Annotated in this window: 11 protein-coding genes and 1 pseudogene; 7 read left to right on the top strand and 5 right to left on the bottom strand. The window is 70.8% G+C overall.

Going from position 1 to position 13256, the window contains the following annotated elements:
- A pseudogene (locus tag O3W51_RS21565) lies at nucleotides 1-405 on the top strand (acetyl-CoA C-acyltransferase); the annotation flags it as partial.
- 40 nt (nucleotides 406-445) lie between these two features.
- On the opposite strand, the gene O3W51_RS21560 reads toward O3W51_RS21565, so the two are convergent.
- Both O3W51_RS21560 and O3W51_RS21555 read right to left on the bottom strand, forming a co-directional pair.
- Complete coding sequence (locus O3W51_RS21560) at nucleotides 446-2164, bottom strand: class I adenylate-forming enzyme family protein (protein WP_138353435.1); 1719 nt, start codon at nucleotides 2162-2164, stop codon at nucleotides 446-448.
- A gap of 78 nt (nucleotides 2165-2242) precedes the next feature.
- Complete coding sequence (locus tag O3W51_RS21555) at nucleotides 2243-3208, bottom strand: LLM class F420-dependent oxidoreductase (RefSeq protein WP_164292771.1); 966 nt, start codon at nucleotides 3206-3208, stop codon at nucleotides 2243-2245.
- Nucleotides 3209-3415: 207 nt separating this feature from the next.
- Here O3W51_RS21555 and O3W51_RS21550 point away from each other — a divergent pair, with 207 nt between their 5' ends.
- The 4 genes from O3W51_RS21550 to O3W51_RS21535 all read left to right on the top strand — a co-directional run bounded on the left by O3W51_RS21550 (nucleotide 3416) and on the right by O3W51_RS21535 (nucleotide 5758).
- The gene (locus O3W51_RS21550) at nucleotides 3416-4027 is read left to right on the top strand and encodes a hypothetical protein (RefSeq protein ID WP_138353433.1); all 612 of its coding nucleotides are present in this window, start codon (nucleotides 3416-3418) and stop codon (nucleotides 4025-4027) included.
- Between the two features lie 95 nt (nucleotides 4028-4122).
- Nucleotides 4123-4542: a hypothetical protein gene (locus O3W51_RS21545; RefSeq protein WP_138353432.1), complete on the top strand. Its 420-nt coding sequence runs from the start codon at nucleotides 4123-4125 to the stop codon at nucleotides 4540-4542.
- A 2-nt stretch (nucleotides 4543-4544) separates the two neighbouring features.
- Complete coding sequence (locus tag O3W51_RS21540) at nucleotides 4545-4790, top strand: helix-turn-helix transcriptional regulator (protein ID WP_244808981.1); 246 nt, start codon at nucleotides 4545-4547, stop codon at nucleotides 4788-4790.
- A complete protein-coding gene (locus tag O3W51_RS21535) occupies nucleotides 4787-5758 on the top strand; it encodes an NAD(P)-dependent alcohol dehydrogenase (RefSeq protein ID WP_198358984.1) in 972 nt (323 codons plus the stop codon). The genes O3W51_RS21540 and O3W51_RS21535 overlap by 4 nt, the downstream gene beginning before the upstream one ends.
- 283 nt (nucleotides 5759-6041) lie before the next feature.
- Here O3W51_RS21535 and glgC read toward each other — a convergent pair whose 3' ends face one another.
- Both glgC and glgA read right to left on the bottom strand, forming a co-directional pair.
- Nucleotides 6042-7259 carry a glucose-1-phosphate adenylyltransferase gene (glgC, locus tag O3W51_RS21530; protein ID WP_138353429.1) on the bottom strand — a complete coding sequence of 406 codons (1218 nt, stop codon included), beginning with the start codon at nucleotides 7257-7259 and terminating at the stop codon, nucleotides 6042-6044.
- Nucleotides 7260-7298: 39 nt separating this feature from the next.
- Complete coding sequence (glgA, locus tag O3W51_RS21525; RefSeq protein ID WP_269287167.1) at nucleotides 7299-8483, bottom strand: glycogen synthase; 1185 nt, start codon at nucleotides 8481-8483, stop codon at nucleotides 7299-7301.
- 341 nt (nucleotides 8484-8824) lie between these two features.
- Here glgA and pgm point away from each other — a divergent pair, with 341 nt between their 5' ends.
- Complete coding sequence (gene pgm, locus O3W51_RS21520) at nucleotides 8825-10480, top strand: phosphoglucomutase (alpha-D-glucose-1,6-bisphosphate-dependent) (protein WP_138353427.1); 1656 nt, start codon at nucleotides 8825-8827, stop codon at nucleotides 10478-10480.
- A gap of 114 nt (nucleotides 10481-10594) precedes the next feature.
- Nucleotides 10595-11794: a serine hydrolase domain-containing protein gene (locus tag O3W51_RS21515; protein WP_232486001.1), complete on the top strand. Its 1200-nt coding sequence runs from the start codon at nucleotides 10595-10597 to the stop codon at nucleotides 11792-11794.
- A gap of 80 nt (nucleotides 11795-11874) precedes the next feature.
- Here O3W51_RS21515 and O3W51_RS21510 read toward each other — a convergent pair whose 3' ends face one another.
- Nucleotides 11875-12720: a hypothetical protein gene (locus tag O3W51_RS21510; RefSeq protein WP_138353426.1), complete on the bottom strand. Its 846-nt coding sequence runs from the start codon at nucleotides 12718-12720 to the stop codon at nucleotides 11875-11877.
- Nucleotides 12721-13256 lie beyond the last annotated feature (536 nt).

Genomic DNA, 13256 nt, shown 5'->3' with positions numbered 1-13256 from the left:
CTCCTGCTGGGCGGCGCGGACTCCGGACGGCGCCCCCGCGCCCGCATCGTCGCCTCCGCCACCGCCGCCACCGACCCGGTGATCATGCTGACGGCCGGGCAGACCGCCGTGGAGCGGGTCATCGCCAAGGCGGGCCTGCGCCCCGCCGACATCGACGTCTTCGAGTTCGCCGAGGCGTTCGCCGCGCTCTGCCTGCGGTTCCGCCGCGATCTCGACGCGGGCCCCGACCGGCTCAACCCCAACGGCGGGACCATCGCCATGGGGCACGCCTTCGGCGCCACCGGAGCCGTCATGATCGGCGGCTGCGTCGAGGAACTGGAGCGCCGGGCGGGCCGGTACGGCGTCGCCGCGGTCAGCGGCGCCGCCGGCCTCGGCGCGGCGGTTCTGCTGGAACGCGTCCCGTAGCGCGGCGGCGGACAAACTGCCGGCCGGCGTCCGCCGCCGGTCAGAGGCTGTCGCGCAACACCCGTTTGAGCACCTTGCCGACGGGGTTGCGCGGCAGTGCGTCGCGCAGCTCCAGCCGTTCGGGCAGTTTGTACGAGGCGATGTGCCGCTCCTTGAGGTAGCCGACCAGGTCGTCCAGCACGAGCGGCGACCGGGCGACGACCACGGCGCAGGCCTTCTCGCCCAGCACCTCGTCGGGATAGCCGACAACCGCGACCTCGGCCACCGCCGGATGCCCGGCGAGGAGCTGTTCCAGCTCCGCGGGGGCGATGTTCATCCCGCCGCGGATCACCACGTCCTTCGCCCGGTCGACGTACTTCAGGAACTGCCCGCGGTCGCCCGCGATCTCGAAGAGGTCGCCCGTCTTGAGATAGCCTTGGTCGTCGAAGGGGCTCGGCAGGTCCGTGCCGCCCAGATAGCCCGCGAAGACCTGCGGGCTCTTGATCCGCAACTCCCCCGGCCGGCCCGGCTCCTCGATGTCCTCACCGGTGGCGGCATCGACGATCCGCACCTTCGTCCAGGCGGCGCCACGGGTGGACCACTCGACGCCGGGCACCCCGTACCGGGGGAAGAAGCGCGCCCGCTCCTCCGGATCCGGCACGTCGTACGGGTCGGTGAGCATCCCCGTGCCCTCGTTCGACCCGAAGAAGTTGATGACGCCGATCCCGTACCGCTCCTGCCAGCCGCGCACCATCGCCGGGGAGAGCGGCGCCGAGCCGGAGCCGATCCGGGTGAGCGAGGAGATGTCGGTGCTCGCGAGGAGTTCGTCCCTGGCGAGCAGCATGGTCAGCAGCGCCGGCGGCGCGACGGTGTAGGTGACGTGCTCCTCGGCGATCTGCCGGAGGAACACCGGCAGATCGAAGGGGTGGTGCTGGACGAGGACGCACCCGATCCGGAGCCACGGCAGGAACAGCCCGGCGAAACCGGCCATGTTGACCATCGGGAAGGGATTCAGCAACACGTCGTCCGCGGTCATCCTCGGCGCTTCCAGACACGTCCAGGCGATGGCCAGCCAGTCGTTGTGGCAGCGCGGGACGCCCTTCGGGGTGCTCTCGGTGCCCGAGGTCCAGCAGATGGTGACGCAGTCGTTGGGATCGACGGGGTGCTCGCGGGTGTACGCCGCGACGTCGGCCGGGTCGTACGGTGACCGCAGTTCGGCGTCGAGCGATATCGCCCCGGGTGGTACGTGATGACTGGCCGCGTCGGCTGCGTTGGACGCTCCGTACGCGAACAACAGCCGCAGCTGTGGCAGCCGGTCGCGCAGAGCGTCGACCTCCGCGGCGATCTCCCGCTCGCCGACCCGCACCGCCGTGATGAACGCCGTGAACTCCGCCAGCCCGCCCAGCTGCACCGTCTCGTGCTCGCGGTACTGCACCGGCAGCGGGGAGACGATCACGCCGATCCGCCAGCAGGCGAGATAGACGCACACCAGCTCGACGATGTTGGGCAGTTGCACCCCCACGACATCGCCCTGGCCGACGCCGTGCCGCAGCAGTACGGCCGCGAACCGGTCCACGTCCGCGTCGAGTTCGGCCCAGCTCAGCCTGCGGACCGGCATGCCCACCAGGTCCGCCTTGTTCAGCGGGTCGACCAGTGCGAGCCGGCCGGGATGCGTGCGTACACGTTCACGCAGCAGCGAGTCCGTGGTCTCGCCGTCCCACCAGCCCGCCCGGGTGTACTCGGCGACCCGTTCGGCCGGATGCAGCTTCCGTGCCCCCATGATGTCTCTCCCCTCCACCGATCGGCCGGTCCACCCGTGCGCCCGTCCACCCGTGCGCCGGTGTACCCGTGTGCTGGTCTACCGGTCCCGCAACAGGGCGAGCGTCCGCTCGCCTCCCGGGTCGGCGTCCGTGCTCGACGCGACGACCGCGACCTCGTCCACCCCTGCCGCCGCGTACTCCGCGAGCCTGGCCCGTACCGCTCCCAGATCGCCGACCAGCCCGACCGCCGCGGTCAGTTCGGCCGGCACCGCCGCGAGCAGCTCCCGCGGATGCGGCCGTGACCGCGCGAACTCCACGACGTCACCGAAGCCCGCCTCGATGAACATCTCGGCGTAGCCGGGCGCCGCGAGATAGCCGACCACCCCGCGCCGCAGTTGCTCCACCGCCTCCGGGGACGGATCGACGGCGGCTGTCACCCAGGCGGCCACCCGCGGCGACGGACGTCCCAGCGCCTCGGCCTCCTCCCGCATCCGTCCGACCAGCTTCGCCGCCGACGCCGGAGTCAGGAGGTTCAGCACCATCCGGTCGGCGAACGCGGCCGCCGTGCGGACCGCCGCGGGGCCGAAGGCGGCCACCGTCAGCTGTGACTTGGGGGCAGGCAGCCGCAGCCGGTAGCCGCTGGTGCGCACGACCTCCCCCTCCGAGGTGGTCCGCTCCCCGTCCAGCAGCTGTCGCAGCGCCGTCGCCGACTCCCGCAGCGCCACCCCGCTGCGCCGGTGCGAACGGCCGTGCCACTGCTCGACGACGACCGGGCTGGAACTGCCGATCGCCACGTCCACCCGCCGCCCGGTGAGGGCCGCCACCGAGGCGGCCCCGCGCGCGATCGTCATCGGGTCCCGTACGGCCACGGCGAGCGGGCCGACGGTCAGCGGGATGCTCCCGGTCCGCAGGCCAACGGCGGTGGCGAGGGCGAACACGTCATAGGTGGCCATCTCACCGAGCCACAGCTCCTCGTATCCGTTCCGCTCGGCGGCGGCCGCAGTGAGCAGCGCCTCCTCCGGCGGCCGGTCCTGCCAATAGCCCAGCGACACCGACAACTTCACGTGCTTCAGCCTCCCCGACCGCAGCCCACGAACCCCACGAATCCACGCTACGCCGACGCTACAATAAGCAGAGTGACCAGACCACCCCTCCCGCGGCGCCGAACACCGCGGCGGGCTGCGACGGATCGGTCGGCGTGGCGGGACAACCATCGGGACCCGGGGTCCGTCCTACTCGGCAGTACTCCCTGAAGACCGAGGCCATCACCCATGCCCTTCGCCCGCGCGACCGTCACGACCCTGCTCAGCGCGACACTGCTCCTGACCGCCGCACCGTACGCCCTCGCGGACTCCGGCATGTCGCTCTCCGTCGATCCGACCTCCAGCCGCCAGCGCGGCCGGGAGGTCACGTTCACCGTCGCCGCCGACGAGGCGGACCTGAGTCACGGCAAGGGGACGTTCACCCTGGAGTCCCGCGCCTTCGTCAAACCGGTCGGCGTCGCGAAGGAGCGGTTCCACGACGGCAAGGGCGGCCAGTTGTACGCGAAGACCATGGCCATGGTGCCCTGCGACATCGAACCCGGCCCCTACACCGTGGAGTTGAAGGCCGGGGCGGGCAGCCAGGCCGCGGCCGCCATGACGTTGACGGTCGTGCCCGAGATGGATCCCGGGAACCGGTCGTTCTGCGAGGACCCGTCAGCGAGCTACGACTCGGTCGCCGACCGGACCAGCGAGGCGGCGGCCGACGACAACGTGGGCCATGACGGCATCGGCGTCGGCACCGTCGTCGCCGGCGGCGTGGGCATCGGCCTCGTCAGCTCCCTCCTGACCGGCTTCGCCCTCACCCGATGGCAGCGCAAGGCGGGACGCCCGCAGGCCTGACACTCAGCACGTACCGCAGTGGCGGCGGGAGCACCCGCTGCGATGCGATGTAAAGAATCGTAGACATCGTGTCAGCTCTGCCATACATTCATGCCATGTCATACGACGAGAAGAACGCCTGGGTCTACGCCCTGGTCGCGATCGGCGGCTACGCGGGCTACCTGGTGGTCATCCTCGGCAGGGCGCAGGGCGTCCCACTCACCTCGGTCGCCTACGTCATGCCGATGATCCTGGCCATCAGTGCCGCGACAGCCGCATCGATCGTGGGTCACATCGTGATCGCCGCCGCCCGGCCCAAGGAGGCCGGCAGGACCGACCAACGGGACAAGGAGATCCACCGGCACGGCGAGTACGTCGGCGGAATGGTGCTCGCGGTGGGCGTGATCGTCCCGCTCGGCCTGGCGATGGCGGAGATCGACTACTTCTGGATCGCCAATGCGATCTACCTGGCGTTCGTGCTCTCCGCGCTCTGCGGAACCGCGGTGAAGCTCGTCACCTACCGCCGGGGGTTCTAGCCGTGGGAAAGCCGACCAAGGTCACCAATGACATCCGGCGCCTGCGGTTCGTGAACGCCGAGATGACCCAGGCGGACCTGGCGGACCGCATCGGCGTCACCCGGCAGACCGTCATCGCGATCGAGCAGGGCCGCTACTCGCCCTCACTCGAGATGGCGTTCCAGATCGCACGTGCCTTCAAAGTGCCGCTCGGCGAAGTGTTCCAGTACCCGGACAACGATCCGGACGACGAAGGAGACACACCATGAAGGCTGTTGTCCAGGACACCTATGGGTCGGCCGATGTCCTGGAGCTCAGGGACATCGACCCGCCCGTGGTCGGCGACGAGGAGGTCCGGCTGCGCGTGCTCGCCGCGAGTGCCGGCATCGGGGACTGGCACGTCATGACCGGCAGGCCGTACCTGATCCGGCTCTTCGGTTTCGGACTGCGCAGACCCAGGGCCCGCGTCCGCGGCATCGACGTGGCGGGGATCGTCGAGGAGGTCGGTGGGAACGTGACCCGGTTCCAGCCGGGCGACGAGGTCTTCGGCACCTGCGACGGCTCCTTCGCCGAGTACGCGTGCGCCCGGCAGGACCGCATCACGTCCAAGCCGGCGAACCTCAGCGCGGAACAGGCCGCGGCCGTACCCGGCTCCGGAGTCGCCGCCCTGCAGGCCCTTCGCGACCAGGGGCAGCTCCAGCCGGGCCAGAAGGTCCTGGTCATCGGCGCCGGTGGGGGCGTGGGGACGTTCTCGGTACAGCTGGCCAAGGCGTTCGGAGCACACGTCACGGGTGTGTGCAGCACGACCAAGGTCGACCTCGTCCTCTCCCTCGGAGCTGACGACGTCATCGACTACACACAGGACGACTTCGCGGACGGCACGCGGCACTACGACCTCATCCTCGACACCGCGGGGAACCGCCCCCTGTCGCTGCTCCGGCGCGCTCTCACTCCTGCGGGAACGCTCGTCGTCGTCGGAGCCGAGGGCGGCGGGCGATGGCTGCAGGGCACGGACCGCCAGCTCCGGGCGATGCTGCTGTCCCCGTTCCTGCGCCAGAAGCTGCGCGGGCTCATGTCCGTGCAGCGCGAGAAGGACCTGCGGTACCTGGCGGAGCTCTTGGAGGCCGGCAAGCTCACTCCGGTCATCGGCAGGACGTACCCGCTGAGCGGGGTCCCCGACGCCATGCGGTATCTGGAGGAGGGGCACACCCGCGGCAAGGTCGTCATCACCCTCTGAGCCCGACGCCGGGAGAAGCTGACGACCTGACTGCCATGGCCCGGTACCTCTCCTCAAGTCCCAGGACCCGCATAGGCGTTCGCTCGTCCCAACAGCACGGCAACCGCCCCGATTCCGGCGTGACGCAGGTCACATCAAGCCAAGAGGTTTGGTCCCGGCGGACCGGGGCAGCCAAGTGTTCAGAGGCCCCCCTTACCTCGCAGTCCCGGCCCGGCCAGCTCTCCCCCCCTGCTGGCCGGGTCGAGCTGTCTCCGCAGCCGGCCGGCAGGGTCCGCGCACCTCGTCAGGGCACCCGCTGGCCCTTGCCCAGGGCCACTATCCCGCCGGCGGAGACGGTGAAGTGCCGGGCGTCGTGTTCGGGGTTCACGCCGATGGTGGCTCCGGCGGGGACGACGACGTTCTTGTCGAGGATCGCGCGGCGGACGACGGCGCCGCGGCCGACGCGTACGCCCTCCAGCAGGACGGACTCCTGGACGACGGCGCCCTGCTCAACGATGACGCCGGGAGCCAGCACGGATCCGGTGACCTGGCCGCTGATGATGCAGCCCGTGCTGACCATCGACTCGCCCGCGATCCCGCCGGCGACGAACTTCGCCGGTGGCCGCTGGGCCTGGTTGGTGAAGATGGGCCACTGCCGGTTGTAGAGGTTGAAGACCGGTCGGATCGATATGAGGTCCATGTGTGCTTCGTAGTAGGCGTCGAGTGTTCCCACGTCACGCCAGTAACCGTGGTCCCGGTCCGTCTCACCCGGCACTTCGTTGTCGTCGAAGTCGTAGACCTGCGCCTGGCCGCGCTCGGTGAGCAGCGGGAGGATGCTGCCGCCCATGTCGTGCACGGAGTTCTCGTCCTCGGCGTCGTGCTGGAGCGCGTCGATGAGGACCTTGGTGGAGAAGATGTAGTTGCCCATCGAGGCGAAGACCCGGTCCGGGTCGTCCGCGAGGCCGGGCGGATCGGCGGGCTTCTCCAGGAAGCCGTCGATGCGTGAGCTGCGGTCCGCCGTGGTGATGATGCCGAACGCGGAGGCCTGCTCACGCGGCACGCGGATGCCGGCGACCGTCACGCCCGCGCCGGCGTCCATGTGCCGGTCGAGCATCTGCCGCGGATCCATGCGGTAGACGTGGTCGGCGCCGAAGACCACGATGTAGTCGGGCTGCTCGTCGTGCACGAGGTTGAGCGACTGGTAGATGGCGTCGGCGCTGCCGAGGTACCAGCGGGGGCCGAGGCGCTGCTGTGCCGGGACGGGTGTGACGTAGTCGCCCAGCAGACCGGTCATCCGCCAGGTGGTCGACACATGCCGGTCCAGGGAGTGCGATTTGTACTGCGTGAGCACGCAGATGCGGTGGATTCCCCCATTCACCAGGTTCGACAGGACGAAGTCCACCAGCCGGTAGACCCCGCCGAATGGCACCGCGGGCTTGGCCCGGTCCGCGGTCAGCGGCATCAGCCGCTTGCCTTCGCCCCCTGCGAGGACGATGCCCAGCACGTTCGGTCGTCCGCTCACCCTGACCCCCTTCGTCTCCGGCTGCCCGCTGGCAGCCGGTCACTCCAGTACCGACTCGTAGACCTCCACGGTCCTGCGTGCCACCGCGTCCCAGCCGAATTCCGTCACGGCCCGCTGCCGCCCCGCCTCCCCCATCGCCCGCGCCCGGCCGCCGTCGCCGACGACCTCGTTGACGGCGGCCGCCAGCGCGGCCTCGAAGCCGCGCGGATCGGCTTCCTCGTACGGCACCAGCAGCCCCGTACGGCCGTGCTCGACCACCTCCGGGATACCGCCGACGGCAGAGGCGACCACCGCCGTACCGCACGCCATGGCCTCCAGATTGACGATGCCGAGCGGTTCGTAGACCGACGGGCAGACGAACACCGCCGCGTGGGTGAGGAGTTGGACGACGTCGGGGCGGGGCAGCATCTGCGGGATCCACACGACATCGCCGCGCCGCTCCCGCAGCTCGGTGACCAGGGAGCGGAACTCCGCGTCCAGCTCCGGGGTGTCGGGCGATCCCGCGCACAGCACGACCTGGGTGCCGGGGGCGAACTCGCGCGCCGCGCGCACCAGGTGCGGTACGCCCTTCTGCCGGGTGATCCGGCCGACGAACAGGACGAACGGCCGGGCCGGGTCGATGCCGAGGCGCTCCAGGACGTCGACCTGGGGGTCGGGCCGGTACAGGGCGGTGTCGATGCCGTTGTGCACCACGTGGACCCGGCCGGGATCCACCCGCGGATAGCAGGCGAGCACGTCGGCGCGCATGCCGTGGGACACCGCGATCACCGCGTCCGCCGCCTCGGCGGCGGTGCGCTCGGCCCAGCTGGAGACCGCGTAGCCGCCGCCCAGTTGCTCCGCCTTCCAGGGGCGCAGCGGCTCCAGGGAGTGGGCGGTCATCACATGCGGGATGCCGTGGAGCAGTTTGGCGAGGTGGCCCGCCATGTTGGCGTACCAGGTGTGCGAGTGGGCGAGGTCGATGTCCGTCACGGCGGCCGCGATGGAGAGGTCCACCGACAGCGTCCGGAGCGCGTTGTTGGCCCCGGCCAGTCCGGCGGCCGCCCGGTGCCGCACGAGGCCCGAGGCCTTGTCCGCGACCTCATCACCAGGTCGGGTGGCGACGCTCCAGCTGTGGACGGTGAGATCGACGAGGCCGCGCAGTTCCCGCGCGAGGAACTCGGCGTGCACCCCGGCTCCGCCGTACACGTCCGGCGGATATTCGCGCGTTAACAGCCCGACCTTCACCGTGTCCCACCTCTCCGCTGATCACCCGGTGTCCTGGGCGTTGCCGTCCCGGCCCGCTCCGCTCCGGCATCAGCGGGGCCGGCCCGGGATGCGGCGATCGGCGCAGGCCTCGTAGCCCTCTTCTGTACCGGATCGTCAGGCGGCAAACGTCACGGGGTCCGCCGGCAGGCGGCCGCGGGCGGCTTGTCCCGCGACACGGCAATGGTCCGGGGGCCCGTGGAGTGCGCCCTCTCGCGCCGGGCACGGAGAATGGGAACAATGCCGAACGACGCGGAACGCCTGCCACCACGGGCACAGGCCCACGGTGGCGGGGCGGCCCCGCACCCGGAGGAGAGAGCCAGATGCCGCACGAGCGCGCCGGACAGCCCGCACAGCCCGCCGACCTGGTCGACGTGGCCCGGCTGGTGACCGCGTACTACACGCTCCGACCCGACCCCGGCGAGGTGGGCCAGCGGGTCGCGTTCGGGACCTCGGGCCACCGTGGTTCGTCGCTGGCGGTCGCGTTCAACGAGGACCACATCGCGGCCACCAGCCAGGCGATCAGTGAGTACCGGTCAGGCCAGGGGACCGACGGGCCGCTCTTCCTGGGGGCGGACACGCACGCGCTGTCCGAGCCGGCGCGGGCCACCGCGCTCGAGGTGTTCGCCGCCAACGACGTCACGGTGCTGATCGACAGCGCGGACGGGTACACCCCCACCCCGGCGGTCTCGCACGCCGTCCTGGTCCACAACCGCGGCCGCACCTCGGGGTTGGCGGACGGGGTGGTCGTCACGCCCTCGCACAATCCGCCGGCCGACGGCGGCTTCAAGTACAACCCGCCGAACGGCGGTCCCGCCGGCTCGGAGGCCACGTCCTGGATCCAGGACCGGGCGAACGAACTCATCGCGGGCGGCCTCAAGGACGTCCGGCGGATCCCCTACGCCCGCGCGCTCGCCGCCGGCACCACGGGCCGCTACGACTTCCTCACGCACTACACCGACGACCTGCCCGCCGTGGTGGACCTGGAGGCCGTCCGGGCGGCCGGCGTGCGGATCGGCGCGGACCCGCTCGGCGGCGCGTCGGTCGCGTACTGGGGCCGGATCGCCGAGCGCCACGGGCTGGATCTGACGGTCGTCAATCCGGACTCCGACCCGACATGGCGCTTCATGACGCTGGACTGGGACGGCAGGATCCGGATGGACTGCTCGTCACCGTACGCCATGGCCTCGCTCATCCGGCGGCGCGACGACTTCCAGGTGTCCACCGGCAATGACGCGGACGCCGACCGGCACGGCATCGTGACCCCGGACGCCGGCCTGATGAACCCCAACCACTACCTCGCCGTCGCCATCTCTTACCTGTACGAGCACCGCGGGCAGTGGCCGTCGGACGCCCGAATCGGCAAGACCCTGGTCTCCTCGTCGATGATCGACAAGGTGGCGGCAGGCCTCGGCCGGAAGCTGGTGGAGGTACCGGTCGGCTTCAAGTGGTTCGTGGACGGGCTGCTGGACGGCTCGTTGGGCTTCGGCGGCGAGGAGTCCGCCGGCGCGTCCTTCCTGCGCCGCGACGGATCGGTGTGGACCACCGACAAGGACGGCATCCTGCTCGCGCTGCTCGCGGCGGAGATCATCGCGGTCACCGGCCGCAGCCCGTCGCAGCACTACGCCGACCTCACCGCACGCTTCGGCGAGCCCGCCTACGCCCGGATCGACGCGCCGGCGACGCGTGAGCAGAAGGCCGTCCTCGCCTCGCTCTCCCCCGAGCAGGTCCCGGCGGGCGAACTGGCCGGTGAGCCGGTCACGTCGGTCCTCACCGCGGCGCCCGGCAACGGCGCGTCGCTGGGCGGACTCAAGGTCTCCTCCGACAACGCCTGGTTCGCCGCCCGGCCGTCCGGCACCGAGGACGTGTACAAGATCTACGCGGAGTCCTTCCACGGTCCTGAACACCTCGCCAAGGTGCAGGAGGAGGCGAAGGCCATCGTGTCCAAGGCGCTGGACGACGCCTCCGGAAAGGCCTGACGCGCACCCACCCTCACAACGCACCCACGCACAGCAGCAGTGACGCGCACCCGTCCTGTGACCGGAGTCGACCACCGCCGGTGCTCATCCACCGGCTGACGAAGGGAACATTCCTTGAGCGGCAGCGGACTGTCTCAGGAACGGCTCGACCGGATGCGCGACGTCATGTCCGGCTACGTCGAACGCGGTGACGTACCCGGACTCGTGACGCTGGTGCACCGGCGCGGTGAGACCCGGGTCGAGGCGCTCGGCACGATGGCGGCCGGTGGCACCGTCCCGATGCACCGCGACACGATCTTCCGGATCGCGTCGCTGACCAAACCCATCACCGCGGCCGCCGCGATGATCCTGGTGGAGGAGTGCAAGCTGCGGCTGGACGAGCCGGTGGACCGGCTGCTGCCGGAACTCGCCGACCGCAGGGTGCTCCAGCGGCTCGAAGGGCCGCTCGACGACACCGTTCCGGCACGCCGGCCGATCACCCTGCGGGATCTGCTGACGTTCCGGCTGGGGATCGGAGCGGTGCTGGCGCCCCGGGGGACCCACCCGATCCAGCGGGCGATGGACGAGGCCGGCCTCTCCCCCAGTCCGAACCCGCCGGCGATCGGTCCCGACGAGTGGATGAAACGGCTCGGCGCACTGCCGCTGGTCCATCAGCCGGGCGAGCGGTGGATGTACCACACGGGTTCCGAAGTGCTGGGGGTGCTGATCGCGCGCGCCGCCGATCAGTCGTTCGCGTCCTTCCTCAGTGACCGGATCCTCGATCCGCTCGGCATGCGGGACACCTCGTTCCAGGTGCCGGCGGAGAAGCTGGACCGGCTGCCGCCGAGTTACCGGGCCCGTCCCGGAACCGGCGAACTCGTGCTCCAGGACGATCCCGCCGACAGCCGCTGGGGCCGCCCGGTGGCGTTCCCGTCCGGTGGTGGCGGGCTCGTCTCGACGGCCGACGACTACGTGGCCTTCTGCCGGATGATGCTGGACCGGGGGCGGCACGGCGGTGGACGGGTGCTGTCCCGGCCCTCGGTCGAACTCATGACCAGCAACCACTTGGCACCGGAGCAGCGGCCCGGAACCCGCAGCTTCCTCGGTCCCGACGAGGGCTGGGGTTTCGGTGTCTCCGTCTCCGTCCGGCGCTTCGATCTGGCGACGACCCCGGGCCGGTTCGGGTGGAACGGCGGCACGGGCACCTCCGCCTACACGGACCCGGGGGAGGACCTGGTCGGCATTCTGCTGACCCAGCGCCACATGGACTCCACCACTCCTCCCGCTGTCTTCCAGGACTTCTGGACCTCGGCGTACCGGGCGATCGACGACTGAGCCGCGGGGTCGTCACCCCGCAGCCGCGCCGGCCCTCCGCTTGCTCACTCAGTACCTGGCCGACGTGGGCAGCCGGAGACCTACTGGGTGACGGGCTCACTCTGCTGCGGGGCCTCGACGGCCGCGGTGATGGTGGTGCCGGCCGGGACGGACTCGTAGTAGACCGAACGGGACTGCTTGGAGCGCAGGGCCGCGGACTTGCGGACCAGGCCCTCGAGCGCGGTACGCACGCTCATGATGGTGACGGAGCGCTCCGGCGTCGAGATGGCCGTGGCGACCTCCGCCGCCGAGGCCGGGCCGCCCTGCTTGACCAGGTAGTTCTCGACGACCTTCACGAGCTTGTCGGCCTTGGGGGCGGCCGCCTTGCTGTCGGCCGCCTTCGGCGCGGCGGTCTTCGCGGTGGCGGTCTTCGCCGGCTTCGCGGTCGTGGACTTGGCCGTGGCGGCCTTCGTCGCGGCGGCCTTCGCCGGCTTCGCGGTGGCGGTCTTGGCCGGGGTGGCCTTCGCGGTCGCGGTCTTGGCGGGCGCCGCCGCCTTGGTGGCGTGCGCGGCCTCGGCCACGGCGCTCTTCGCGTCGGTCTTGCGGCCGCGGCCGGCCCGGCCCTGGGTCGGGACCGACTTGCGCGCGGTACGGCGCCTGGCGCCGGGCACCTTCGCCGACTTCGCGTGCGGTGCGACGTGCGCTTCCGGCTCGCTCTTCTGCGGTTCGGCCTGCTCGGAGACGGAGTGCTGCTTCTTCGCGCCGACGGCGCTCTGCATGCTCAGCAGCATCTCGCGGTCCTGGACGAGGACCTCCAGCTCCTTCTGGAGCACGTCGATCTGCGCGAGAACGCGGTCGCGGTCACCTTCGTTCTGCCGCAGATCGGCGGCGACGCGGGCTTCGTACTCGCCCTGCAGACTCTGGCTCTTGGACATGACGTCCGACATGGACACCACTCGCCTTTCGTTGCTCACTTCGCGTCATTGATGACCGTGATGGTAGCCATCAACGTATGAGGGGATATTCGAAACGGACGCTCACATCACGTCCCCGTGGTCCGGGCCGGACCGAGCTGCGCCGACATCCGTATGAGTAAGACCATCCCAGTCAACGTCCGCGAAAGCCAACTCGGTTCCCCGGATCCCGTCCGGGAGGTTACATCTTTCGGGCGCGGGAGGATAGGAGCAGCGTCCCCCGTTGACCTGGAAGTGTGGCGGCCCGGACGGCGAATTCCTTTCGCCCCGCCGGGAGTTGCCTCACTCGGCCGGGTACCGTCCGGCCGGTCCCGCGGCCCCCCGCGTTCGTGCTGCGCGGGAGAAACTCGGCGAACAGTTCGAGTTCGCTCCCGCTGTCCCGGAGGCGGATCAGCGCTTCCCGCACTTGTCTTCCCGGACCGTTGACGCCCTCTCCGGCAGGGCGCGATCCTGGAGTGACGCGAGTGAAAGGACACATCGTGTTCGAGCGTTTGCACAACTTATAGAGC

It is taken from the genome of Streptomyces sp. H39-C1, from assembly GCF_027158125.1.
In the GTDB taxonomy this organism is placed as follows: domain Bacteria; phylum Actinomycetota; class Actinomycetes; order Streptomycetales; family Streptomycetaceae; genus Actinacidiphila; species Actinacidiphila fildesensis.
Note: the sequence above shows the minus strand (reverse complement) of the source record. Positions and strands in the feature narration are given on the sequence as shown.

Excerpts from the sequence above, each read along its gene's own strand:
- O3W51_RS21545 (WP_138353432.1), top strand. The coding sequence starts at position 4,123 with ATGTCATACGACGAGAAGAACGCCTGGGTCTACGCCCTGGTCGCGATC.
- O3W51_RS21510 (WP_138353426.1), bottom strand. The coding sequence starts at position 12,720 with ATGTCGGACGTCATGTCCAAGAGCCAGAGTCTGCAGGGCGAGTACGAA.
- pgm (WP_138353427.1), top strand. The coding sequence starts at position 8,825 with ATGCCGCACGAGCGCGCCGGACAGCCCGCACAGCCCGCCGACCTGGTC.
- O3W51_RS21535 (WP_198358984.1), top strand. The coding sequence starts at position 4,787 with ATGAAGGCTGTTGTCCAGGACACCTATGGGTCGGCCGATGTCCTGGAG.
- O3W51_RS21550 (WP_138353433.1), top strand. The coding sequence starts at position 3,416 with ATGCCCTTCGCCCGCGCGACCGTCACGACCCTGCTCAGCGCGACACTG.
- O3W51_RS21560 (WP_138353435.1), bottom strand. The coding sequence starts at position 2,164 with ATGGGGGCACGGAAGCTGCATCCGGCCGAACGGGTCGCCGAGTACACC.